This window comes from Anaerovorax odorimutans, from assembly GCF_024459955.1.
GTDB lineage: Bacteria > Bacillota > Clostridia > Peptostreptococcales > Anaerovoracaceae > Hominibacterium > Hominibacterium odorimutans_A.
In genome coordinates this window covers 103,621-128,519 of sequence record NZ_JANFXK010000006.1, presented here as the reverse complement: position 1 = coordinate 128,519, position 24,899 = coordinate 103,621, and the positions used below count along the sequence as shown (strand labels likewise).

Annotated in this window: 23 protein-coding genes; 2 read left to right on the top strand and 21 right to left on the bottom strand. The window is 48.0% G+C overall.

Annotated elements, in window-relative coordinates:
* Positions 1-14: 14 nt before the first annotated feature.
* Entirely contained in the window at positions 15-1,268 is a 1,254-nt protein-coding gene (locus tag NE619_RS07135; RefSeq protein WP_256131714.1) for an MFS transporter, read from the bottom strand.
* Between the two features lie 297 nt (positions 1,269-1,565).
* Here NE619_RS07135 and NE619_RS07130 point away from each other — a divergent pair, with 297 nt between their 5' ends.
* A complete protein-coding gene (locus tag NE619_RS07130) occupies positions 1,566-2,963 on the top strand; it encodes a sigma-54 interaction domain-containing protein (RefSeq protein ID WP_256131713.1) in 1,398 nt (465 codons plus the stop codon).
* A gap of 48 nt (positions 2,964-3,011) precedes the next feature.
* Here NE619_RS07130 and NE619_RS07125 read toward each other — a convergent pair whose 3' ends face one another.
* The 11 genes from NE619_RS07125 to NE619_RS07075 all read right to left on the bottom strand — a co-directional run bounded on the left by NE619_RS07125 (position 3,012) and on the right by NE619_RS07075 (position 12,466).
* The gene (locus NE619_RS07125) at positions 3,012-4,154 is read right to left on the bottom strand and encodes a toxic anion resistance protein (protein ID WP_256131712.1); all 1,143 of its coding nucleotides are present in this window, start codon (positions 4,152-4,154) and stop codon (positions 3,012-3,014) included.
* Positions 4,154-5,443 (bottom strand): 5-bromo-4-chloroindolyl phosphate hydrolysis family protein, encoded by a 1,290-nt coding sequence (locus NE619_RS07120; RefSeq protein WP_256131711.1) that lies wholly within the window; start codon positions 5,441-5,443, stop codon positions 4,154-4,156. Before NE619_RS07120 ends, NE619_RS07125 begins: the two co-directional genes overlap by 1 nt.
* A gap of 134 nt (positions 5,444-5,577) precedes the next feature.
* Entirely contained in the window at positions 5,578-6,474 is an 897-nt protein-coding gene (locus NE619_RS07115) for a 3-hydroxyacyl-CoA dehydrogenase family protein (RefSeq protein ID WP_256131710.1), read from the bottom strand.
* A gap of 168 nt (positions 6,475-6,642) precedes the next feature.
* Positions 6,643-7,827 carry a glucosaminidase domain-containing protein gene (locus NE619_RS07110; RefSeq protein ID WP_256131709.1) on the bottom strand — a complete coding sequence of 395 codons (1,185 nt, stop codon included), beginning with the start codon at positions 7,825-7,827 and terminating at the stop codon, positions 6,643-6,645.
* Positions 7,828-7,897: 70 nt separating this feature from the next.
* Positions 7,898-9,034: an aldo/keto reductase gene (locus tag NE619_RS07105; RefSeq protein ID WP_256131708.1), complete on the bottom strand. Its 1,137-nt coding sequence runs from the start codon at positions 9,032-9,034 to the stop codon at positions 7,898-7,900.
* A gap of 85 nt (positions 9,035-9,119) precedes the next feature.
* Positions 9,120-9,827: a DUF4405 domain-containing protein gene (locus NE619_RS07100; protein ID WP_256131707.1), complete on the bottom strand. Its 708-nt coding sequence runs from the start codon at positions 9,825-9,827 to the stop codon at positions 9,120-9,122.
* Positions 9,828-9,843: 16 nt separating this feature from the next.
* Positions 9,844-10,410, bottom strand: a complete 567-nt coding sequence (locus NE619_RS07095) for a cyclophilin-like fold protein (protein ID WP_256131706.1) — start codon at positions 10,408-10,410, stop codon at positions 9,844-9,846.
* A 20-nt stretch (positions 10,411-10,430) separates the two neighbouring features.
* Positions 10,431-10,940, bottom strand: a complete 510-nt coding sequence (locus tag NE619_RS07090; RefSeq protein ID WP_256131705.1) for a cyclophilin-like fold protein — start codon at positions 10,938-10,940, stop codon at positions 10,431-10,433.
* 14 nt (positions 10,941-10,954) lie between these two features.
* Positions 10,955-11,644 (bottom strand): flavodoxin, encoded by a 690-nt coding sequence (locus NE619_RS07085; RefSeq protein WP_256131704.1) that lies wholly within the window; start codon positions 11,642-11,644, stop codon positions 10,955-10,957.
* An 18-nt stretch (positions 11,645-11,662) separates the two neighbouring features.
* On the bottom strand, positions 11,663-12,232 hold the full coding sequence (locus NE619_RS07080) for a DapH/DapD/GlmU-related protein (protein ID WP_256131703.1): 570 nt from the start codon (positions 12,230-12,232) through the stop codon (positions 11,663-11,665).
* Complete coding sequence (locus tag NE619_RS07075; RefSeq protein ID WP_256131702.1) at positions 12,233-12,466, bottom strand: hypothetical protein; 234 nt, start codon at positions 12,464-12,466, stop codon at positions 12,233-12,235.
* Between the two features lie 185 nt (positions 12,467-12,651).
* Here NE619_RS07075 and NE619_RS07070 point away from each other — a divergent pair, with 185 nt between their 5' ends.
* Positions 12,652-13,548 carry a LysR family transcriptional regulator gene (locus NE619_RS07070; protein ID WP_256131701.1) on the top strand — a complete coding sequence of 299 codons (897 nt, stop codon included), beginning with the start codon at positions 12,652-12,654 and terminating at the stop codon, positions 13,546-13,548.
* Between the two features lie 51 nt (positions 13,549-13,599).
* Here NE619_RS07070 and NE619_RS07065 read toward each other — a convergent pair whose 3' ends face one another.
* The 9 genes from NE619_RS07065 to NE619_RS07025 all read right to left on the bottom strand — a co-directional run bounded on the left by NE619_RS07065 (position 13,600) and on the right by NE619_RS07025 (position 24,888).
* Positions 13,600-14,316 carry a type 1 glutamine amidotransferase gene (locus NE619_RS07065; protein WP_256131700.1) on the bottom strand — a complete coding sequence of 239 codons (717 nt, stop codon included), beginning with the start codon at positions 14,314-14,316 and terminating at the stop codon, positions 13,600-13,602.
* Positions 14,285-15,658 (bottom strand): MurT ligase domain-containing protein, encoded by a 1,374-nt coding sequence (locus NE619_RS07060; protein WP_256131699.1) that lies wholly within the window; start codon positions 15,656-15,658, stop codon positions 14,285-14,287. The genes NE619_RS07065 and NE619_RS07060 overlap by 32 nt, the downstream gene beginning before the upstream one ends.
* An 898-nt stretch (positions 15,659-16,556) precedes the next feature.
* Positions 16,557-17,312 carry a M15 family metallopeptidase gene (locus NE619_RS07055; RefSeq protein ID WP_256131697.1) on the bottom strand — a complete coding sequence of 252 codons (756 nt, stop codon included), beginning with the start codon at positions 17,310-17,312 and terminating at the stop codon, positions 16,557-16,559.
* A gap of 102 nt (positions 17,313-17,414) precedes the next feature.
* Positions 17,415-18,071, bottom strand: a complete 657-nt coding sequence (locus NE619_RS07050; RefSeq protein ID WP_256131695.1) for a hypothetical protein — start codon at positions 18,069-18,071, stop codon at positions 17,415-17,417.
* On the bottom strand, positions 18,055-19,497 hold the full coding sequence (locus NE619_RS07045; RefSeq protein WP_256131694.1) for a sensor histidine kinase: 1,443 nt from the start codon (positions 19,495-19,497) through the stop codon (positions 18,055-18,057). Before NE619_RS07045 ends, NE619_RS07050 begins: the two co-directional genes overlap by 17 nt.
* The gene (locus NE619_RS07040) at positions 19,494-20,153 is read right to left on the bottom strand and encodes a response regulator transcription factor (RefSeq protein WP_256131693.1); all 660 of its coding nucleotides are present in this window, start codon (positions 20,151-20,153) and stop codon (positions 19,494-19,496) included. Before NE619_RS07040 ends, NE619_RS07045 begins: the two co-directional genes overlap by 4 nt.
* 139 nt (positions 20,154-20,292) lie before the next feature.
* Positions 20,293-21,933 (bottom strand): amidohydrolase, encoded by a 1,641-nt coding sequence (locus tag NE619_RS07035; RefSeq protein ID WP_256131691.1) that lies wholly within the window; start codon positions 21,931-21,933, stop codon positions 20,293-20,295.
* A gap of 35 nt (positions 21,934-21,968) precedes the next feature.
* Complete coding sequence (locus NE619_RS07030; protein WP_256131690.1) at positions 21,969-23,408, bottom strand: MFS transporter; 1,440 nt, start codon at positions 23,406-23,408, stop codon at positions 21,969-21,971.
* A gap of 694 nt (positions 23,409-24,102) precedes the next feature.
* Positions 24,103-24,888 (bottom strand): nitroreductase family protein, encoded by a 786-nt coding sequence (locus NE619_RS07025; RefSeq protein WP_330640676.1) that lies wholly within the window; start codon positions 24,886-24,888, stop codon positions 24,103-24,105.
* Between the last annotated feature and the right edge of the window lie 11 nt (positions 24,889-24,899).

The following is a 24,899-nucleotide window of genomic DNA, read 5'->3' as shown; positions in this document are numbered from 1 at the left end:
TACTTCTCCTTCTGTTAATACGTATACTTTTTTCTCAGAGCAAAGGCAATGATACGAAAGACAACTACCAAGGCCATCATTGCCGCGGCAATACACCAGAACGCCACGTAGCTTCCGGTAACATCATAGATTACACCGGCAATGGTCCCGCCTACCGCGCCTCCCAGATTGGTGGCCATATTCATAGCGGCAACGATGTTTCCATAATCCTTTTCTCCAAAAAGAGCATTTACAAGAAGAGGCGGGCAAACGGTGATTCCACCGCCGCCAATGCCGTAGCAGATCACTGCGCCAAAGACAAATAATCCTGGATTCATCGGCATCAGAGCTAATGACACAAAGGCTAAACCAAAAATTGCGCCGGAAAGAATTGAGGCAAATTTTGTTCCCAGTCTGTCGCTCAAAAAACCGATAAATATTTTTCCAACCGCAAGCATTCCCAGATTAAAGGAAGCGATCAAAGCCGCCTTCTGTGCATTAAATCCACATTCAATAAAGAATGGTGCCGAATTAAATAAAATTGCGCTGGAGCCGAATACCATTAAAGTGGCGGTGGCCAGAATCAGCCAGAACATAGGCGTTTTCATAGCTTCTTTGATATTCATTCCTGCGGCGTTTTCTGCGGCCTTTACCTCTTCCGCAGTTTCTCCCATTCTTATAAATTTTCTTTCCTCCGGTGTTTTAACAAGGAAAAGCAGTGATAACAAAGCTACAACTCCAAACATGCCGGCCAGAGCGACGTAGCCGCTTCTCCAGCCTGAGTTGATAATAACGGAGTTTAGTATAGGCAGGATCACCAGTCCGCCGACTCCGCTTCCCACAAAGCAAAATCCCATAACCGTGCCTCTCACTTTACCGCCAAACCAGTTGTTAAGAATAATGGACATCGGCAGCACCGTACAGTTGGTAAATCCCACACCGATCAGGACAGCGCCAAAATAAAACCAATAGACGGACTTTGCTGCCGCAAAAAGCAGGTAGCCCCCAGCCGCGACCAATGCGGAGATTACAACGATCAGCTTCAGCCTTCCCTTTGCCATTCTCTTGCCAAAGTAAGCTGTCACGACAACCGCCGTCAGCGTCAGAACTGTCTGATAGAGCAGAAATGAGCCTCTGTCTATTCCAAAATCTTCTGTCACTGGAACGACAAAGACACTGGTTACCGAGATCGAACCGGTATAGGCCAAAGACATCAGGACAAACCCAATCAGCATCAGAACCCAACCATAATAGAACCTTCCATTTTGTTTCAAACCCACTTTGTTCATAATAAGCTCCCTCCTAATAAATATTTTTTTAATAAAACGAATTTGTACTATAGCAAACGCAAATATCGTGCCAGCGGAAAGGATCGGTTTATCAGGCAAATCCGTAAAATTTACAAAAAAAAATCAAAATATTAAATATTTTGATCCAAATCGAGGCCGTCAGAAAATCATATTTATGCAAATATGCATATGTCATCCGTCCTTTTTGCGGCAAACAATTGTTTTTTTGACGAAAATATGCTAAAATGCAGAAAATATGCATTTTAGCATATTTTCTGCAATAAAAGGAGTTTCCCAATGAATCATAAACAAAAAAAATTTGCCGAAAACAGTGATCTGCTTCAATTTATTATCGATCAATCTTCCTGTGCGATCATAGTTATAGACAAGGATGAGGAAGTTATTATAACCAATCGCGAACACGAAAGAATGACGGGTTATTCCACAAAATATCTTGTAGGTATGACTCTGAGTGAAATGATCCAGGAAAAAATCATTCACGATGCCACTACAAGGAAAGTCATGCAGAGGAAAGAAACAGTTGTACTGGAGCAGCTATCCTACAGAAATGACGGCGAAAGCATTTCCCGTATGGTAAAGGGTGTTCCGTATTTTAATGAGATGGGCGAAATTGAATACGTAATTTGTTATATCTTTGACACTGGCGAAAAAAGAAAGCTCATCGAAGAACTGACCTCCAGCAATTTAAAATATAGTATGGAGCTGCTGCAGTTAAAAAACGATGTCACAAAAAAACTTGGAATCGTCTATAGAAGCCCTTCAATGAAAACGGTCATAGAAAAAGCGGAGATTGTTGCAAAAACCGATTCCACTGTTTTGATTCTAGGTGAATCCGGTGTGGGTAAAAGCCTGATCGCAAGATTTCTTCACAGCAATAGTAACAGAAAAAACGGCACCTTCCTGACCGTTAACTGTGGCGCAGTTCCTGACTCCCTGATAGAATCGGAACTGTTTGGCTATGAAAAAGGCGCCTTTACCGGAGCCCTCGCACGCGGAAAGCAAGGTCTTGTGGAATTGGCGGATGGCGGAACACTTTTTCTGGATGAGATTGGCGATATGCCCTATAATTTGCAGGTCAAGCTGCTGCGACTTTTGCAGGAAAAAGAGTTTTTCAGAGTTGGCGGAACCACGCCTATCAAGGTAAACACCCGAATTATCGCAGCGACCAATGTAAATTTGAAGGAAAAAATCAAGGAGAAGACATTTCGCGAAGATCTGTACTATCGTTTGAATGTATTGGAATTGACAATTCCGCCGCTGAGGGAACGCCCGGAAGACATTCCTCTGCTGGTAGAAACCTTCAGGCAGAAATTTAATGAGACTTATCAGCTGAAAAAAGAAATCAGCAGCGAAGCGCTTGTATTTCTCTCAGGTCTTGAATTAAAGGGAAATGTCAGAGAACTGGAAAATCTCATAGAGCGCTTAATCCTGTTCTCTGACAAAAAAAACATTACACTGAGTGATCTATATGAAATTATTGATTTTAATATAGATCACAATTCTAAAATGGATTTCAAACTAAAAAACCGCAGTTATAAAGAAGTTTTTGAGGAGATCGATAAACAAATATTCACTGAAGCCAAGAGGCTCTACAAGTCGACAACTGAAATCGGAAAACACCTGAAAATTAATCAATCTACAGTTTCACGCAAACTGCGGAAATACGGAATTTGACTGCAGCATGATGGAATTCGCGGTGCATTCCAATTCACACTAACAACTTTATCCATTGATCTGCATCAGTTTTTGTTTCAGCTCGTTCTCCATTTTTATGAGCGCGGCTTCGGCACTTTCTCTCTTTTGTCTGCCCTCTTCCTGAATCTGCATCACTTCGTCAATGGTAGAAATGAGGAGTTCATTGGTATGCTCCAGCGTTTCCACATCCACCACGCCCCGCTCCATCTGACGGGCGGTTTCCACGGTGGCGCTTTTCAGCGTTTCTGCGTTCTTGGTTAAAAGCTCATTGGTCATATCGGCCACTGCCTTCTGCGCCTGAGCCGCCTTGTTGGAATGTTCGATTCCCAGAGCGATAACCATCTGACTCTTCCACAGCGGTACCGTATTTACCAGCATGGACTGAATCTTTTCCGACATGAGCACGTCGTTGTTCTGGATCAGTCGGATCTGCGGACCGGTCTGCAGTGCTATGGTTCTGGTCAGCTCCAGGTCATAAATCTTTTTCTCAAAACGGGCGATCAGCGATGCGTAATCGTTGGCTGCGTTCATGTCCTCACCGCGGCCGGAAGCCTTGGCCTTTTCCAACATCTGCGGCAGCTCCACGTTCTTGGCATGCTCCAGCTTCTTTTTGCCGGCAATGATATACATGGTCAGCTGTTTGAAATAATCCTGATTCATATCGTACATCTGATCCAGCATGGCTGAATCCTTCATCAGCTGAATCTGATGTCCTTCCAGCACCTTACAGATGTTCTCGATGTTTGTCTCCGCTTTTTCATATCTGGTCTTGAGGGCGGCCACCTTATTGGCGCTCTTTTTGAAAAACCCGAAGATGCCCTTCTGTTCCTCCTGCGCGTCAAAATTTTTCAGCTCCCCGATGACCCGTGTAAGGGTTTCGCCCACTTCACCGAAATCCTTTGTCTTCACATTGTCCAACGCCTGCTCCGAGAAATCCGCAATCTGTTTCTGCGTTCCCGATGCGTACTGCAGCACGGTCTGACTGTCGTAAAGATCGATCCTCTCAACGAAAGCCTCAACCTGTTCTTTCTCCGTATCACTCAAAGGATATTGCGCCAGCTCCTCCTGAACGGTCAGCGTATTGGGTGCTGCCGGTGTCTCGGTTTCGGTTTTGACCGGTTCCATCTTCGGCGCGTCCCCCAGATTGAAATCCGTATTGAAATCACTCATTATTTTTTACCTCCGTTAATTTCATCTCCTGCAAGCCCCTCCTGGGCGAAGAGTGTTTTGAGTACTGCGATATCGCTGGAAACGTCCATAGCCACATCAACATACATGCTGTCGTAGAGCTTTTCATACGCTTCATTGATCGTGTCCAGGGTCCTTGCGATCTCACCCTTCGCCTTTGTTATATTTTCACCCTGTATCGTCTGTTCATCCATTTCCCGGTAAGCGTTCACCAGCTTTTCCGTGGTCGGCATATAATAGCTCATGAACTTTCTCAGCTGTCCCACCTGCTCAGGATTTTCCCTCACATAAGCAAAGATCTTTTTTACGATGCTTTCCATGCGGTAAAGCTTCTGTGAAATGTCAGGGTTATAGATAGCGTCATTGGCTTCCCGGATGGACTTGATGTAGTCCTGGCCTTCGGCAATGACCTGTTCCAGCTGCGCGTCGGTTTCTCCAGAGGCTGCGGCTGTCCGCTGCTCTTTTTCCCTTTCTGCCGCCGCTTTCGCGCTTTCAGCAGCGCTGTCCCTTGCCAGAGCATACTGGCGATAAAGTTCGTTTGTGCCGATAAAGCAGGTTTTCTGATCGTCGATGTGGCCTTCCGGGAAAAAGCCCTTATCAATCATTTTCTGAAGGTCCCTGCAGACAAACTTGACGCTCCTGCCGGATTTCGCCGCCAGATCCCTGATTGAACAGAAAGCCTGTCCCTTCATGAGGGAAACATATTTTTTGAATCTGTTTGTCAGGCCATATTTCTTTGTTCCCACGATCGCTATAACAAGTCCCGCAAGAAACAGCGGCGCAAAGCCGCCTGCGGCAGCACCCAGAATACCGGCAGGCACGCTGCCTACTGAACTCATGGTAGCGCTGAGGATTCCCAGCACAATCGCCGCGATTCCGCAGCCTCCTGCCAGAGCGCAGCCGATCACCATCATCAGTACGCCCGATACCCGCCCCGGAAGCTTTCTCAGAACAGGAAATCCCGCAGCATTCTCCATAGCAGGAGATCCTGAATTTTCCCGGTACAGCCGAAAGTCCGCGGCACTGCCCGCTGTCGACGCATTCGGCCCGCTGTCCTTCACCGGACCGTCTGTTTCCGGTCCGCGATACAGCTTACCGTTGATACCGCCAAATCCGCTGCTGCCTGTTCCTGCCGTCGGTCCCCCATAAAAAGCCTGGTCCACCTTATCCCGGATATCCCGGTTCAGCTGATCGAAATTCATATTATTAATGGCATCGTTTACCCGTCTGCCAATATCATTTCCCAAATCCGTAAAATCTTTTAAGTCCATATACCCTCCCCTCCTTGCTTTCGCACGGCTGTCTTTGTCAAGTATATCATTTTTTATATGTTTGGACAACAAAGAAAGCCTGCCCTTTTGCAGAATCCAATTCTGTAAAAAGCAGGCTTTCTTATCTTGTCGTTTTATCTCAGTTCCAATAGTTTCGGATTGGGATATTTTGTGCCGTCCTCATTGTAAACGTAGAATCCCACATTGGTCTTTCTTCCCAGAAATCCGGAGTCTACCATTCTTCTCAAAGATACGGCAGGTCTGTATTTCGGATCGCCGATCTCTTCGTGCAGAACTTCCATTACGGCCAGCTCTACATCGATACCGATCATATCCATCAGTTCCAGCGGCCCCATCGGATGGTTGAGACCCTTTTTCATTCCCATGTCGATTTCCTCAATGGTTCCGATTTTTCTTTCTACCAGAATGCAGGCTTCATTGAGCATGGGGATGAGCATTCTGTTGACGATAAATCCGGCTTCGTCCTGAGCCAGAATGCAGGTCTTGCCCAGGTATTCGCCCAGCTCGCTGGCAATGGCGATGGCCCGCTGACCGGTCTGGTAGCCTCTGACGATTTCCATGAGCGGAATTCTCGGCACCGGGCTGAAAAAGTGCATGCCGACAAAACGTTCCGGATCCTCAAATACACTGCCCAGAGTGGTAATGGAGATGGAAGAGGTATTGCTGGCGATGACCGCGTCTTCCCTCGCATACTTTTCGACTTCCTTCATGATGCTGACTTTAATGTCCTTATTCTCTGCTACCGCCTCGATAACGACATCCGCGTCTTTGCATTCAGACATGTCGGTAACATATTGGATTCTGGAAAGGATGGCGTCCTTATCCTCCTGGGATAGCTTGCCTTTTTTAACCTGTTTGTCCAGATTCCTCACAATCCCTTTTTTGCTTCTTTCAAGCTGCTGTTGGGAAATATCGTAAGCAACAGCCTCTAACCCTTTGCTTGCCACATTCTCAACGATACCGGACCCCATAAAACCGGCACCTACCACAAATACTTTTTTTACATTCATGTCCTTATTTCCTTTCTGTATCTATTCTATCGCTATCAGGCGCATGAATCACATTTTACTTTATTGGCAAGGTTTTTGCAAGAGGGTAAAAAATATACGGAAAATTCAAGGTTTTCTTATATCCGGTATCGCGGCGGAGACAGTTGGAAATTCAAGGTTTCCCCAAGGTCATATCTGCCGCGCCAGCGTCATGATCTTGTAGCCGTAATTGCGGCTTGCGGCCCAGCCTCCTTTTTTGGGATTCTCTTTGATTCCCAGCCATTCGGCATAAACCGCCGAGCCCCGTTTCACATATCGAAAGCGCGGATCAACGCAGGCGTTTTTCAGCGGCGATTTGCAGGCATAGGCTTTCAAATGCTGCACATGGGCCCGGATGCCGGTGCGAATATCGGGAAAGCTGCCGCCGCTTCTTCCCTTTTTGGTGGCACCGATACCGGCAAAATTGAACTGGGATATCCTGACATCGCCGTTAAAACTCAGCCAGCCGGTTTCCTGCATCGCCTGACAAAAGGCAATATCGGCCCGCACGCCTTCTGCCTGACATTCGTCGATATAGATCTGGCAGAAAGCTTCCAAGGTATCGGCGCTCTGGTCCTTCTGATTGGACGCATAGTAGGATGGGTAAACGGCATGCTCCTGAAAATAGGCGGCCAGCCGCGAGGCTGTTACACCACTGTTTCCCATGATCCTGCTCTTGACGCAGACGCTCTTTTTCGCTGTGTACGGACTGCTGTACGTTTTCTTCCCGGCCTTTTTCACAGCCCGGACTCTGTAGTAATAAACCGCTCCTTTTTTGCGGCTTTTATCCCAGTAAACGTTCTTATTCTTTGACAGCGTTTTAATCAGCTTGTATTTTCCGTTCTTGCTGGCTGCCCGATAGACCTTATAAGAAGTAACCCCTGCGCTCTTGTTCCAGGAAAGCCCCGCCTGATCGCTGGCAGAGCCTGTGCGGACGCTGAAATTCTGAGGTTTTGTCACAGCTCCTTTGGCTCTCTTTACCTTCGTATAGGCGCTGTAATACACGTTTCCCTGTGATTTAAGGTATGCCCGCAGCTTGTAATAATAGGCGCGCTTTGGTTTTCGCTTTTTATCGGTAAAACCAGCCGCTGACGCGGGCAGCGTCTTGATTGCTTTGTACCTGCCTTTCTTCTTGTCGGCCCGGTACAGCTTGTATCCTGTAGCGCCGGAAACCGGCTTCCATTTTAGTTGAATGCTGTTATAGGTGTATCCTGACGCGCTGAAGCCTTCGGGCGCGCGAAGCTTTGTTGCTGCTGCGACCCGCATCGGGGCCAGCCCTGCGGTCAATGCGGTAATTAGTAATGCGATGATGGCTGTTTTTACTGCTCTGTTCATGGGCAATTCTCCTTGTCTGCGATTGCGGCTTACGGCGCTATTCTACCACAGCACAAAGGTAAAATCATCCTTATTTTACTTTTTCCGCAAAATCGGCCATTGCCTGGGAAATGTTCAGCTGCTGCGGGCAGACGGCCTCGCAGCTCTTGCAGCCGATACATGCGCCGGGGTGCTTTTCTTTCGGCATAGCGGACAGGGCCATAGGCGCTATGAAACCAAAGCCTTTCGCGGTGGAACGATGTTCATTGTAAAGCTCCAGAAGCTTGGGAATGTCCAGTTCCTGCGGGCAGTGGCTGACACAGTACTTGCACGCTGTACAGGGAAGGCCGATTTCACGGATCATGCCGTCCGCGATATCCATCAGCGTATCCATCTCCTTGCGGTTCAGAGGCTTTTCCTCCGCAAAGGTCTCGATGTTGGCTTTCAGCTGCTGAAAATCGGACATGCCGGAAAGCACCATCTTTACGCCGGGCACGGTTTCCAGGAAACGAAATGCCCAGGCCGGAATGCTCTCTTCCGGGCGCAAAGCGTTGAGCTTGCCAGTATTCTCTTCGGAAAGGGACGCCAGCGCTCCGCCCCTCAGCGGCTCCATCACCCAAATGGGCAGATGATATTGCCTCAGCAGATCGACCTTTGCTTTGGCGTTCTGGAATTCCCAGTCCAGATAGTTCAGCTGGATCTGACAGAATTCCATCTGATCACCATAGGCCTCCAAAAAACGCTCCATCACTTCATAACTCCCATGGGCGGAAAATCCCAGGTGACGGATTCTTCCCGCCTTTTTCTGTTGCAGCAGATAATCTAAAATACCGTATTTCTCATCCAGGTATTCATTTATATTCATCTCGCAGACATTATGGAACATGTAAAAATCGAAGTAATCGACGTTGCAGCGCCGGAGTTGTTCTTCGAAAATTTCTTCCACTTTATCCATGTTGGCAAGATCGTACCCCGGAAATTTATCAGCCAGATAATAGCTCTCTCTGGGATATTTGCTCAGGATTTTGCCGACAGCCTTTTCCGATTCCCCCTCGTGATAGCCAAAGGCAGTATCGTAATAATTGATTCCCTGTTCCATGGCGTAGGCGATCATTTCTGCTGTGGCGGCTTCGTCTACAGGCGTATCCCCCTGGCCTTTTACCGGAAGACGCATCATGCCCATGCCCAGAGCCGACAGTTTTAAATTCTCAAATTCTTTTGTTATCATATATCTCTCACCTCTCCTTTTGGATAGTTTACCAGTTCTTTACAGTTATGTCCAATACTTAAGTTTCATAGCCAGCCATGCCTTTTCAGCATGTTTTGCCTTCGGCCGCAACAATTCTTCTATGGAAAGCCGCTTGCAATAATTTGCCGCCGTAATAACCGACGCAGGCGATAAAGACCATAATAGCCAGATAATCCGCCAGAAAAACTGCCAGCGGTTCGCTGAAATCGAAAAAGACAAACTGATTCTGTAAAAATAAATACGACCCAAGCTGACGGCCTGCAAAGGCAAAGATGCCATATATGGAAATCAGGATGGCTGCGGCCCGCAGGCAAGTGATGCGGAGCAGGGATTGCTCTGAGGCCGGAAACACTTTTCGCATTGCCGCCAGTACCAGATTCCAGTGAAGCCCCAGGTGCAGGCTCATGAGCACAAAGCCCCAGTAAGAACCCAACATATGAAGGGTTCGGGCAAAAGCCGCACCCCCTGTAATGGGCAGAAACGCAAATACATGTTTTGACAGAATGATGCCGCTCACAGCCATAGAAATCATCACCAGCCCCAAAAGCCCGTTGACTGCGGTCCCCGCAATACGAACCGCCGGATAGAGGCCTTTAGCAAGACCTTTTATCCACGACCTGTTTAATATGAGATGGCCGATCCACAAACAGAACATGGATGCTCCCAGCCATTCGTGGATCGTCTCTCCCAGCAGCGCATAACCCATCAGACACGGCAGCAGCGCTGTCATGGCCAGATCCACCGCTATTTTCACTTTCTGTTTAGCGCGCATATTACATACTCCTTTTTTATTCAGCCAACTCAATCCGTACATCGTAGTCGCCTTCAAGCTGGCGTATCTCCGACAGATCGCAGTCGATGACCCCGATATTTACCTGATAACCGTACTGCTCGGAAGTGTCTTCATCTTCAAAGAGAATGGTAAAATAGTCAGCATCCGTAGCAAAGTCAATATCTCCGTTGAGCCAGCCGTAGTGAACATTATCCTCGCTGTAAGGCAGCGGCTCGTCCATCACGCCGCAGAAATCGTGGGAATAACGGCTTACATGCACCGTGTACGGGAGCCTGTCGATCAGCGCCTTTGCAGTCTCGCTGTCATTGAGGATGCCGGGAATTACCACATCGCCAAAGTGCATATTGATCCGTGTTCCGTTCTCAAGGATACGGGTGGACCTGTTTTTATTCTCTGTCTGCATCTGTGCTCCGTCGGAGGCCACTCTTTTGGCGGCTTCTTTGGCGGTTTCCTCCTGGGTCTGCCCGCTGCTCTGCGGTTCCGCATCGCTATCCTTATTTTCGCAGGCCGCCAAGCTGAAAATAAGCAAAACGGCCAGTATTACTGTAATTATTTTCTTCATCAATTATATCCTCTCTTTCATCAATTGTCTGGGCTGAAAGTCACTTTCACACTTCCGTCTCCCAGTGCCTTCTCAAGCCCCAAAACGTCTTCAATACGCCCTAGCCTGGTATAGCTGTAGGAGGTCTGAAAATCCTTGTAAAACAGGACCAGGCAGTCAGAGCCAAAGAGCATCAGATCGCCGGCGCGGATACTTCCCACCTGTTCTTCCTTTGCAGGCAGCTGCTCCTGTAAATTGTAATATTTCTCATTTCCATTGAGCTCACTCATATCAACGGTCAGCGGCAGCAGCTCTTCCAATGCCCGCACGGAAGCATTGTCCTCCACCCGGGCTGTGAAATGCTCCGTTCCTACTTGTATCCGGATTGTCATTTTTCTATCTCCTTCTGTTTGTTTTGTCTCGCTTTCAGAAGCAGCCGCTTTATCCGCAGAGGACCCGGCGGCCGAGTCGGCAGACCCTCCGCATCCTGCCAGAACGACGGCACAGATCAGGGCAGCCAGCAGTACGCCAATGCTCCTTCTCCTCCTCATAGCAACCTCCTTTTCTATTTGCTAAACCCCAGTTCCCGCAGCCACTCATTCACCGAATCCTGTGACTGTGGCGCATCATCGCCCGGAATCTCCAGGCCCTTCATTAACTTAATATTTGGTTCCAAATCTTCAATGGTATCCAGCGTGTCGGAAAATCCGCTGCCGCCGCTGGTGCAGAAGGGTATTACCGTCTTGCCGGATAAATCGTACTCTTCCAGAAAGCTGTACACGGCCATGGGCATATCGTACCACCAGTTGGGAAAGCCCAGAAAGACAGTGTCATAGCTCTCCATATTTTCCACCTTGGATGCCAGCTTTGGCCGTGCGTTCTCATCCTTTTCCTGCTGCCCCCGCTCTACGGTCTGATCGTAGTCGGCCGAATAAGGCTCTGCCACCTGAATCAGGGACAGCTCACCGCCCACTTCCTCCTGAATCCAGCGGGCCAGCAGTTCGGTGTTGCCAACATATTTTCCATCCCTCAGATTGATGCTGGCGCTGGTGGTGGCATCCACATCTCCCGTTTCTTCAATATTTCCGGCTCTGGTAAAATAAGCGATTAAAACGGAACCTCCGCTGCCTTCTATCTTTTCCGCCGTTTCCTGATTTGAGCCGGAGCCTGTGTCCCCTTGGTCTGTTCCTCCGCCGCAGGCAGCCAGCGATACGATAAGCAATAGCGTGCAAAGACACAATAAGATCTTTTTCATCTACATTCCCTGTCCTTTCTATTTTTCAATACTCCTGAGCACCTTAGCCGGAACGCCGCCTGCGATTGTATTTTCCGGCACGTCTTTTGTCACTACCGCGCCGGCGGCCACCACGGCATTGTCCCCGATGGTAACGCCCGGCACTACCGTAGCGTTGGCGCCGATCCATACGTTCTTTCCGATCACGATGGGCGCGGGATGCATGGTTTTCCGGTTTTCCGGCGCAAAGTCGTGGTTTAATGTCGCCAGTACCACATTATGCCCGATCAGCACCCCGTCGCCGATACGGATGCCGCCCTGGTCCTGAAAGCGGCAGCCGGTGTTAATGAACACGTCCTTACCTACTGTGATGTTCTTACCGCAGTCCGTATAGAAGGGCGGAAACATTCGAAAGGATTCATCTACCGGGCGTCCGATCAATTGGGAAAACAGGCTGCGAATCTCCTCCGGTTCATGATAGCTGCCGTTCAGCTCCGCAGTAATCCGCATGGCTTCATGCCCTAGCTTAGTCATCATCTTATGGGTTTCCGATCCTCCAATAACCGCCTCACCCCGATTGAGATGATCTAAAAACTCTGTTATATTCATCTATTTCACTCCCTTTCTGATTTTATAAATAAGATAATCCAGGCAATCCAATTTCTTTTGATTTTCGTGTATCTGTTCTAGCAGGAATTTTCTGTGTCCCGACAGCAGCCTGAGAAGTTCTTCGACCGAACCCTCCTCATAGCAATGACAGCATTGTTCAATATTTTGAGGGGAGCATCCGGCATCCTCCAGGTTCTGGACGATTTTATTTCCTTTTGTAAAATAGTCAGTCATCGCATTACCTCTTTCACGTTCACGCTATTGGGATTACATTTCTTATCCTTATCTGTATCATATATCGGCAGAATCCGAATAGCAAATACCTATACAATATGTTTCATCATGCTTTACAAGCATGGTTATAAAATGATATACTGTTTTCAGGTTAATTGAGGTTCGTTGAATAAGGAGGGCACACTATGGAACTTCGGGTTTTACGCTATTTTCTCGCGGTTGCGCGGGAGGAAACCATATCGGGAGCAGCAGAAGCGCTGCACGTTACCCAGCCAACCCTTTCGCGGCAGCTTATGGATTTGGAAGAGGAGCTGGGGAAAAAATTGTTTATCCGCGGGAATCGGAAAGTGACCTTAACAGAAGAAGGCATGTTTCTTCGGAAACGTGCCCAGGAGATTACGGATCTGGTGGATAAAACCGCATCGGACTTTCAGATGTCCGATGAACTGATCAGCGGCGATGTTTATATCGGCGGCGGTGAAACGGATGCCATGCGTCTTGTGGCCCGCGCTGTAAAAGAGCTGCGGAAAACTCAGCCCAACATCCAGTACCATATTTTCAGCGGCAACGGCGATGATGTGGCGGAGCGGCTGGAGACTGGGCTTTTGGATTTCGGTGTTCTGATCGAACCTGCGGATATTAAAAAATATGATTATCTCAAGCTGCCTTATACCGATACGTGGGGGCTGCTGATGCGCAAGGACAGCCCTCTGGCAGCCTCCGATACGATCAGGCCGGAAGACTTGTGGGACCTTCCGCTGCTCTGTTCCCGCCAGACGCTGGTGCGCAACGAATTGTCCGGATGGCTGGGAGACGCCTTTGAAAAGCTGAATATCATAACTACCTATAATTTGATTTACAATGCGGGACTCATGGTTGAAGAGGGGATCGGCTACGCAATGTGCCTGGATAAACTGGTGAATACCACCGGGGACAGCAAGCTCTGTTTTCGGCCTCTGGAGCCGCGCCTGGAGGCCGGTTTGGATATTGTCTGGAAGAAATACCAGGTATTTTCCAAGGCCGCCGAGAAATTTCTGGAACAAGTGCAAAAAGAAATCGCCGCTGTCAATGCGCAGGGCTGACAGCGGGCGAAATAAGTTTTATTTTCATTTCCTGTAATCCAATATTTAACCTCATCCGACAAATCTTTGATAGAGATACTTGTTCGCCGCGATCTCTCTCTGATCGTCCAGCGGCTGCAAATGGGCATGGCCATATTTGCGTTCCAGCGCATTGGCAATAAGATAATCACAAATATGCGGGTTTTTGGGAAGCAATGGTCCGTGAAGATAAGTCCCAATTACATTTTTATAGATAACTCCTTCTGTCCCATCTTCGCCATTATTTCCCTTTCCGCAAAGGACCCTTCCAAACGGCTGGTTATCACCGATATAGGTCCGTCCGCCATGGTTTTCAAATCCCACGATGGGCATAGAATGCAAAGGGCTTTCCAGGACAACATTTCCGATGGACCTTTGCGCTCTTTCCTCCGTGTACAGATCGATCAGGCCAAGCCCCGGAGTCCTGCCGTTTCCCGTATCATAATAATGGCCCATCATTTGATAACCGCCGCATAGGGCAAGGACCACGCCCTGATCGTCAATATAATCGCGGAATTCCTGACGGATACCATAAAGCTGCCTGCATACCTGTTGCTGTTCCCCCTCAGCGCCTCCCCCTAGCAGAACCAGATCAAGGCTGGCAAAATCAATATGATCGCTGAGATCGAATTCCTTTAGTTCTACCTTTACACCCCTCCACAGGCAGCGCTTTAAAAGGCACTGAATATTTCCTCTGTCTCCATAGAGGTTCAGGAGGTCAGGATACAAATGACCGATTGTAATATTCATAACTTTTTTCCTCCATTTTCTTTAAAATCTTATGCGCCTCATAAAGTCCTGTGTAGTTGACGAGAAGATACAAATTTTTTGTCCCATCTTTAAGCCTGACTTTCGATTGAATAGCGGCTTCGATTTCCGGCTCCGGCTCACTGGGAATGTCCGCGTATTTGAGCCGCAGACACATGTCCAGACAGCGTATGCCGCTGACCGTTACCGAGGCTGCCCTTGCTTCGTGCAGCCGCTCAAAATTAACATCCCAGATCCAGGAAATATCCGTTCCATCCTGAGCATTATCGTTGATTAGGATAATGATATCTTTCGGCTTTTGATCCGCCAGGATCGCACAGATATTCTGATCAAAACCCACTTGATTTTTGGCCAGCTTCAGCATTACCTTCGTATCGCCGATTTTAAACGTCTCGTTGCGTCCGGGCGGCGGCGAGTAGCTGCAAATGATCTTGTTAAATTCACTCAGGTCCGCACCGGAAAGGGTTGCCGCGCTGTAAACGGCCAGCAGGTTATAGATGCTATAAAAATCTTCAAAACCTGTCTTTATGTGGTAATCCCGGATATTAAATTGAAGTCCTCCGGACAAGTTGACCTGCGTTCCTTCGAAATCAATGGCAGGTCGCGTAAATCCGCATTTTGGGCAGCAGTAGTCGCCCAGCTGACCGTAGTGGTAAAAACGGTACCGGAGCTTTTCCCCGCAGCATTTGCAGAACTGGCCTTCACGGATTTCTTTCGTATCCTGCAGCTCTTGCACCTGCTGACTGACTCCGTAAGTAATCATCGGGTTTTGGTTTCTCTGAGCCAGATAGACAGACAGCGGTTCGTCACCATTGATCAAAAGTTTCATTTCCGGGGCCATCTCTATTGCCCGAGACAGCAGCTCCATAGTTGCGTCAATATCACCGTAGCGATCCATCTGGTCACGAAACAGATTGGTAAGAATCATAAAGTCCGGCTGAAAATGCGGTATAACTTTGACCGCAGAAGCCTCATCAACCTCGAGACACGCATAATCCGCATCCAGATGGCCGCCTGCTCCCGCGCCAAGGACAAAAGCGGAAACCACGCCGCTGAGCATATTGGAGCCAGTGCGGTTGCAGATTACCCTGCCGCCGTCTGCTTCCAGCACAGAAGCCAGTAAGGTATTGGTCGTTGATTTGCCGTTGGTTCCGCAGACAATAAAAATATGGTTCCGCACTTCCGCGGCCAGGGCGGTCAGAATCGACGGGTCAATGCGCAGCGCCACTCTGCCGGCAAAAGTTCCCCCCTGTTTTCCACACATTCGACAAAAGAACCTAATGGCGTGGGCGCACCATACTGCGACAAGTCTTCTCAGGTACATGATTTCTTCTCCTTTTCCAATGTATAGTGATGTTTATCAGTGGACGACAATCATAGTTGCATCGTGTCTTAATATGTCTCAACAAGTCTCAACATCCGAATATCAACAGATGCACAAAAGTAATGTGCTTTTGATAGTTTTACAGTAATTCGAGTAAATGAAAGCGGCTACTATGCGTATTTGTTCAACAACGGATTCATTTCGACTTAGTTGTTGAAGTATTTCCAATGGTTGTGGCCTCTGCTGTTGTTCAAATCCGCATATTGAATGAGTTTTTGTGCTCGCAGGCGCTGTAGCTTTGAAAAAAGGTCAACAAGAGCTTAATTTTTCGCCGCATGTTGAGAAAAATCGCAATTTAGCTTTTGGGCCGTTTTTCATATGGGACGACCCCAACGGGCAGTTGCGGCAACTAACCCCGGAGAGCAAAGGGTTACGCATTTTTCAACGATCCTGCAGCCTCCAAAGCGACCGATAGCACAGATCTTCATCATTAAATGGAATATCCTTATCCGGCTTGCGACCATGAAGCTTTTTTAGGGACAATGGTCGCGGGATTTTCCGACAAAACTGGGATTTGGTCGCAAATCCCAAACCATTCGCTGCTCTCTGTTGCCTCTGGGCCACGTTCTGTCGGGAAGAAACGCCTTCGCACTTTCGCATAGTAATGTATTAAATCGTTTCCGGAACTTTCATCAAAAAGGAAAGGTAAAAGCGGATCTTTTTTCAACGTTTCTTGCCCTTGCTAGTTATATTCAAGTGGAAATTCCACAAAAATAAATCTACAAAACCCGCAAACCCGCATATTTTGTCCGCTCCGGCTTAATTTCGAAACAAAAAGCGCCAAGCCATCTTCCTGCCTGCCAGACAACTCGTAAGTTACACTATGAATTTTATTATCTCATTGCCGCAAGTATTCTTCCAGGCAAACGCTTTGTTCATAAATTTCTTTGGCCGCCTGCTTTCCCACATAGCGGTAATGCCAGGGCTCATAGCCAATGCCGGTGATACTGTTCTTATCAGACGGATAACGCAGAATAAAGCCGTATTTCCAGCAATTCTTCATCAGCCATTTTTGCACCGCCGTGTTTTCCTGTGAATGGTTCAGATTCTGGTTGCTTACGGAAACAATGTCCGCGGCAAGTCCCGTCTGATGTTCGCTGGTTCCGGGCACGGCAACCCAGACTGCGGCTTCCCGTTCAGCGGCCTCTTTTTCATAGCCCCGGTTTTGATAAGCCTTGACCTGTTCATTGAACAGCCTGGTTTGCAGTTCATTGGTCCGGTAGGAGGAACAGATCAGCGGATCGAGGCCTGCCGCCCTGGCATCCTCAAGCATCTTCTTCAGACCCGGGTATGCCCGGCGGTCAATACTATGCTCGCCCTCAAGCGGAACAAGGTCCGCCTTCCAGCCCTTAGGCAACGGATTTTTGCCATTGACCAGGGTGAGCAGCGGATCCTTTTTATTGGTCCGCGCTCCCTGTGTCTGTTTTTTCGATTCAATTGGCGCCGCGGCCTGTATGGGTGCGGGTTTCGAAACATCTGCCGTTTGACGCGTATTCCTGAAATACAGCATGCCGATCAACAAAGCAAGAGCGGCAAGGCCGATGATAACTGTTCGGTCCCGTATTCTGCCCCTTTTCCTCTTTTTTCTCCCCATTTTCCTCTCCCTTCCAAAGAGAAACATATATGAAAAATCCCCTCTGTAAAATCATACAAAGGGGATGCGTCGAAGTTGGGGCCAACTTGTATCAAAACTGCATCATTTTATTTCGCTGTCTTGCAGTTTAAGGCTGACTCTATTTCCCTTTGTAAAGGAATAAAGGGATTTGAATTGCTTTGTGCTGATGGACAGATAGCTTGAAAAAACAGCTGCAACTGTTTCTTCATCTACGGTGTCCCGTATGGTTTCAGGCGCCTTTACTTCATATTGATAGATTGTATAGGTATCTGCGTCAGCCCAGACGTTGAAGGTGACAGTGGGTGTTGAAAACTCCAGGGTATAGACAGGCAGCTCCCATCCGTCATCTGACAGTAAACTGCTCTTACTGAATATATCTCCATTGATTTTAAGCTCCTCGTGGAGATCAAAATCAGGGAATCCTCCGCGTTCCTGCAGCTTCTCCAGTTCTTTCAGGACCTGCTGCACAGACTCATCTTCTAAATATCCTTTCGGGTCTAAATCTTTAACGATAGCACGATACTCAAAAACTGTTTCGGAGTTGTACAGCAGCCTCAGCCGGTCTAAAATAGAGACATTGGACTTTTGAACATTTCCTTTGGTGACAGTCTCCGTCTTCGCCCGGTATAAAAGGGCTTTATCCTGCACGGCAGAAAGGATAATGGGAATCGAAATCGACAGGGATAAAAGTAATATGGCGAGGAAAAACGGAAGGATTGTCTTAAGCTGTTTCATCATCGCAGCCTCCTTCTAAACCAATTGTTACCTGTGTGCCCTCTCCCGGACGGCTCGCAAACTCCATGGTTCCATTGTGAACCTCAACGATCCGGGCACAGATCGCCAGTCCCAGACCGCTTCCGCCGCCGGCTCTGGCTCTGGCTTTGTCTACCATATAGAACGCCTCGGTGATCTTTGAAAGTTCCTCCTGCGGGATCCCGCATCCATCATCAGAAACGATAATTTCATAACCTGAATCTTTACAGACTCCGCGCAAGCAAATCTGCCCTTTTTCCTGTACAGCTTTATAAGCGTTGTCCAGCAGGTTGATGCAGACCGTTTTCATCAGGTCCGGCTCTATGAGCAGCACGCCGTCTTCTATTGTGGTCGAAAAATCGATATGCTTCTGTTTCATAATCGGCAGCACCGTATTGCGGACAGAATTGAAAAAGGTGTGGGCGGATACATGCCTGCGGGGAATCTCTTGATTTCTAATGACAATCAGTTCCATCAGTGTGGCGGACAGCTTTTCAAGCCGTCTTCCCTCCTGAACGATCTGATCTGCCGAGAGAATCACCTGTTCCTCAGACAGTTTTTTTGAACGCAATAAATCCGCATAGCCGATCATGGAGGTCAGAGGTGTCTTCAACTCATGGTTGAAACTGCTGACAAACAATTCCTGTCGTTGGGCAGCATCTTTCAACTCTTCCACATTTTCCGCCAATTGCCCGGCCATGCTGTTAAAATCCTGAGTAAGCTGTCCGATTTCATCTCTGCTGTAAACCGGCACTGGTTGGATATCGCAGCCGTCGGACAGCTGTCTTGCGGCCTTTGAAAGTTTTTTTATCGGCCGCATCAGCCATGCACTGACGATCAGGGTAACAACAATGCCGACTGCAAACAAAAGCAGCAGTAAGGAGATATAGCTCCTGTACTGCGTCTGCCTGTTATGAAACAGCGGCGTAATCTGGCGATAGCTTTCAATGTAGAATGGAAAATCCAGCATCTCCAGCGGACTTGCGCACAAAATATAGTAGGCATTTCCGCTCTCTGTAATTTTATATCCTCTTTGGCCGCGATCCAGACTTTTCACCAGTGAATCCACAGAATCGAGCAAATCTTCACCGGCATAAACGCTGCCCTTTTCATCCTTTATGGAATAAGGAATCACTTTGCCCGAGCTTTTGGCAATCGTTTTACTTGTTATTCGCTTGAGCAGTTTGTAGCTTTCCTCTTTTGTCTGTTCTCTTTTGTAAGCGGAAGATGCCTGCCAATCAAGGCTTTGTTCCAAGGCGTCCGAAATAATTTCGTTTTCACGGTAAGCCATGTCCACCTCCCGTTCCAGCGATGCGCGGAAACCCGACTGGATCAGCAGGTATCCTCCGATGCTGAAAAAAGCCATGGTAACGATCATGAGGCTGAAAAACAGTTTCCAGAAAAATTTCACTCGCGCACCTCCAGGCGGTAGCCTATTTTGTAAACAGTCACCAGCTTGTCCTCCAGCCCCAGCTTTTTGCGCATGCGCTGGATATGAAGGTCCACCGTGCGGCTGTCCCTCATGTAGGTATCGCCCCAGACAGTTTCGTAAATCCGGTCGCGGAATAAGGCGATATTCTTGTTCTGTAAAAACAACAGCAGCAGATCATACTCCTTTGCTGTCAGTTTTACGACCGTCTCTCCTTTTTTAACGATCCGCGAAAGGGTATCCACCGTAATGTCGTATGCGGACAGATACTGCTGTGCCTTGTTGTAGCGCCGCAGCACGGTTTCCACTCTCGCCAGAAGCTCCATAATTTCAAAGGGCTTTGTGATATAATCTTCAGCGCCCATTTTCAGCCCTTTTACTTTATCCTTGACGTCTCCCTTTGCGGTGAGAAACATGACCGGCGTGCCCAGTGTTTTAATATATGCCAGCAATTCATAGCCATCGACCTTTGGCAGCATGATATCAAGAAGAACCAAATCGTAAGATTCTTTCTCCAGCAAGTCCGCTGCCGCTTCCCCATCGCCGGCGCAGACGCAGGAATATCCCGCATCTGTGAGGCTCATGCGAATCAGATCGGAAATCGGCTTTTCATCTTCAACAATCAGTATTTTATTCAAGCGGCTCCCCTCCTCTTAACTAAGATAGATTATATCAGACTTGCATCATATTTGTATCATTCCCTGCAACAGGGCAAAAAAAGCCTCCCAATCGCAATACTTGTCACAATTGGGAAGCTCTGTTTTTGTGCCTGAAACATTATCCTTCGTAGATCACTTTGCCTTCCGAGATGGTCTGGCAGACTTTTACTTTATAGATATCGTCTACCGGCTCTTCAAAGATGTTTTTTTCGAGAATTACCATGTCCGCGCACTTTCCGACTTCAATGGAGCCCGCGATATCCTCCATTCTGCACGCGTAGGCGTTGCCGATGGTAAAGGCTTTCACCAGCTGGTCGACGGATACCCGTTCCTCCGGTGCCAAAACGAGGTCCATGTCCGAGGAGTCTTCATCGATGCCAACTCTTGTGACACCGATCTGAATGCCCCTCAAAGGCGCCGGTATTGGAGTTACGTTATAATCACTGGCCGCGCCCAGCCGGATACCGGCATCAGTCAGGCTCTTCATGGGATACTCTTTGTATGCCCGTTCTCCCAGATACGGCACCTCGATATCTTCGAAGAAACCTCTGTATTTAAAGTGCCAGTACGGGTTGGTCACAGCGGTCACGTCATGGTCCGCGATACGCTTGTAATCCGCAGGGTCCACCACCTGCAGGTGGGTCATTACGCAGCGGCGGTCTCTTTTGGGGTTATCCTTTTCGATGTCGTCGAGAACGTCAAGGACCATTGCGGCGGCTGCGTCTCCGATCACATGGAAGTGAAGATCCAGTCCCAGCAGATCGGCCTTTTTGCAGAATTGGGAAAGAACGTCAAAGTCCCAGATCGGGTCACCGCAGTATTCCGTCTCTCCTGTGTAAGGCTCCTTTAAATATCCGGTCTTTCCTTCGATTACTCCATCCGCCATGATTTTCATCTGATCGATCTTGAACATATGGGAATTCGCCCGCGCACTGGTTTTCTCATACAAATCAATATGCTTGTACGGGTCGTTTTCAAAGCTGCGGTAAGCGCCCCTCGTTTTGCAGATCAATTCGCCGTTTTCGCTCATTTCCAGCAACGCCGGAATACTGTTCTCATCCAGATCCAAAATAGGATCCAGCATGGAAGTGATTCCGTACTGCGCCAAATGCTTCTGTACCCAGGTTATGGCCTCCTTGTAATTTTCTTTTGAAAATACCGGTTTGATGGGATCCACCAGGGCGATGGCCGCAAACTCTCTCAGCGTTCCCTTGGGAGTTCCGTCCTCTTCCTTTTCGATGATATTTCCCGGAGGAACCTGTGTGTCCTTTGTAATTCCGCAGACTTCCATGGCTTTGGTGTTGACCCACAGGGAATGCTTGTCGTGGGACCACATCATCATTGGCTTGTCAGCGCAGATTTCATCCAGCAGTTTGCGGGACGGACCTGTTTTTTCAAACATGGGATTTTCCCAGCCTGCGCCTTCATATACCGGTAAGTCCGGATGCTCTTCCACAAACTTTCTTATTGCCGCAAGATAATCGTCCGCGCATTCTCCGCCAAACAGGCTTACTTTGAAAACCGCGTCAATGGACGCCCATGTCACATGGGCATGAGCCTCAATGAATCCGGGGAGTACCATTTTCCCCTCTAAATCAACGACCTTCTCAGCTTTTATGGCTTCTGCCTCCTCATTGCTGCCAACAAAGGTAAATTTGTTTCCCTTTATGGCACAGGCCTGAGCCCAGCTGTCATTGGCGTCTACGGTATAAATTTTTCCGTTTTTATATAAAACATCCTGTACTGTGCTGTCTGTCATTTTTCAACCTCCCGTTTGTTATGTACGGTTCTTTACTATCTGTATTTTTTATTTAATACGTGCTCAAAGCCTTCCGTATTGAATTCTTTTCCCGCACGCTTGTTTTCCAGCTGTGCGTACATCTTCTTGTACACATCCTGTTTCAGCGGGTAGAAGAAGATTACGATACCGCTCAGCACGAATGCGATTCCCGATACCAGGCAGAACATCATCTGAATAGCATTGAGTACCGGCTCCGCATTGGCCGCTCCCAGGGTTTCGTCATAACCAACGTTGGCAAGAACTGCTCCGATGGCTGCGGCTGCGATGGCATATCCGGCTTTCTGACATAACAGATATACGGAAGTCATGGTGCCTTCTCTTCTCTTTCCGCACTGGAATTCGTCTATTTCAATGGAATCATACATAATCGGCATATTCATCGACCAGTAAGCGGAAGAGCCTATAACATAGCAGGTGGCCAGGAGACACGCGATTCCAATGGAGTTGACTTCTACAAAATTGAAGATAATCATTGCCACGCCGGAGGCGATAACCAGCACGCAATAAAGCTTGGTTTTATCGATTTTTTCTACCATTTTCATCAGCAGGGCGATAACGATGATTCCGCCGAAGGAAATAATCATCGTACACATACTCATCTGCATTTCGCTGAGTGCCACTACATAGAGGAAGAAATAGGCCATTGTCGTCAGGAACAGGCAGTAGCCGATTCTGAAAAACAGGGATGAAAGCGTCATCAATAAGTAAGGTTTTACCTTCAGTACCTCAATATAATCTTTAAAGAATCCGGTCTTTTCCTTTTCTTCCGGTGATTCTTCAAAATCCAGTTCAATGCCCTTGGTTGACAGGAATACGATAATCAGAGTTCCCACGCATAACGCGCCTTCGATCCATGCCGTGTAGTGCCATGCGTTGTAATCGGAAAATCCGTAGTCTTTGAAGAAGGACACAAACATAGTCGGCGCAACTGTTGAGAAAAACACGCCTACATACTGAATGATCTGAGACAGCATTCTGATCTTGGTTCTTTCCTCGTTATTCATGGTCATGGAGGCGCCAATGGAATAGTAAGGAATGCAGAAACAGGAATAGGACATCCAGAACAACAATGTCATAACCAGAAAATAGATATTTGCTGTCGAAGTTGTAATTCCGCCTAGTCTTGTAAACAGCAGCAGATAAGAAGCAAATAACGGGATAATCGCTATCAGCAGAAACGTTCTTTTTTTGCCGAATCTTGTCTTGGTGCGGTCTGCCAGGTTGCCGATGATCGGGTCCATAATCATGTTCCACACTACACCGATCGTTATAATACTGCCCGCCCAGGCAGGGCTTACACCCGCAAAGTCTGTTAAAAAGAATAGCAGGAACGCCGCAATAAAATCATATGCCAGTGTATCCGTAGCACCGCCTACGCTGTAACCGATTTTCTTGCCAAAGGATACTTTTTGAGTATTTTGTAGTTTTTCCATAAATACACCTCCTTAATGGTTTTAACTGTAACAAATGAGTCATATCGGGCTTGTTTCACAATTCCCATCTCTCGACAGTGCCCATATAGTCCGATTACGATTATATCTCTATTGTACCGAATTCTACGGCTGCCTGCTATAATTTACTTGTGTTTTTTCGAACTTTTCTGACTCTTCTTTCTTTTTTTGCGGCGTAATTCGACTTCCATATAATGAATAATAGCAACTAAGACCTTTTTGGGGGTTATTAAACAAAGCAGTATGGCTGTGACTGTTGTATACATTATGGAAAGAAAGGTATCAACCATGCAGCGGCAGACCCTGTGAGACCGGAGCCGCAGATCTCCCGGATTCCGGCAGAAAAAACACCGCATCTAGCAGGCCTGGGCTAAGTCCATTCAAGACTGGCACAGCGCTGCAAGATGCGGTACATATAAAAACCTGCCCAAAAGGCAAAGTGCCGGTAACTTTTTTTGATTTTTCTAGAAAGTTACGCATTTTTCAACGATCCTGCGACCTCCGAAACTGACCTGTAGCACAAATTTTCACTTTTAGCGATTTCGAGTACCCGCAAACCCACAACTTTGCGTAACTTTGCATCGTTTTTTGCGAAAAGTTACCGCCCGGGGCCGCAAGGCTAAGCCCTGTCTATTGAGGATGGCGCCGCGCCAATCCGCTCAACATCGCCCGCCCTTTATACCCACTGAATATCTTCCCGCTTTAATCGCTGGGGGATATGCAGATATTCTTCATTCTGCGGATAACCGACCATAAAGGCGCCGTAGAAGCTGTTGTTGTCCGGCAGCTGCGGAAGCAGCTCCCGAATCTGCGGGATCGAGTTGCACAGTCTGGTCAGGTAGCCGGACCAGCAGGTGCCGATTCCTCTTGCCTGCAGGATCAGTTCTGCCGTAGTCATGGCAATGGCCGTATCCGCCGGGGAATTGATGGCGTTGTTTCTGGCATAGCAGAGGATCAGCATGGGCGCGGTGCCCATCACTACGTTGTTTCCCTCTTCGTATTCAGTAGCGATCTCCGGAGAAGTTCCGCTTTCCCGGACGTATTTCAGTATGTACTGCATCATTTTTTCGATCACTTCTTTTGAGTCGATGACGATCCATTTGGCCGGATGCTGATTCTTCGCGCTGGGTGCCCAGGATGCCAGCTCAAGCGCATGGCGGATCGTTTCCCGCTCTGGCGGCTCCGGTTTAAAGTGGCGGTAGGATCTTCTCATCAGGATGTGCTGCTCCAGCTGCTGAGGGAATTCTTCCGAAAGTACCGGAAGCGGCTGCGGCAGCACGGAGTCCTCTTCGTCAAAAGAAACAGCGTTCTGCGGGCATGCCGCACCGCAGTGCATGCATTTAAGACAGGCTTTCCCTTCCCTCAGCTGAGGTCTGCCGTCCTTTTCCCCCAGCACTGTAAAGGGGCATACGGATACGCATTTCATGCATCCAATGCATTTTTCCATATCAATTCTTATCATGTTTTTCCTCC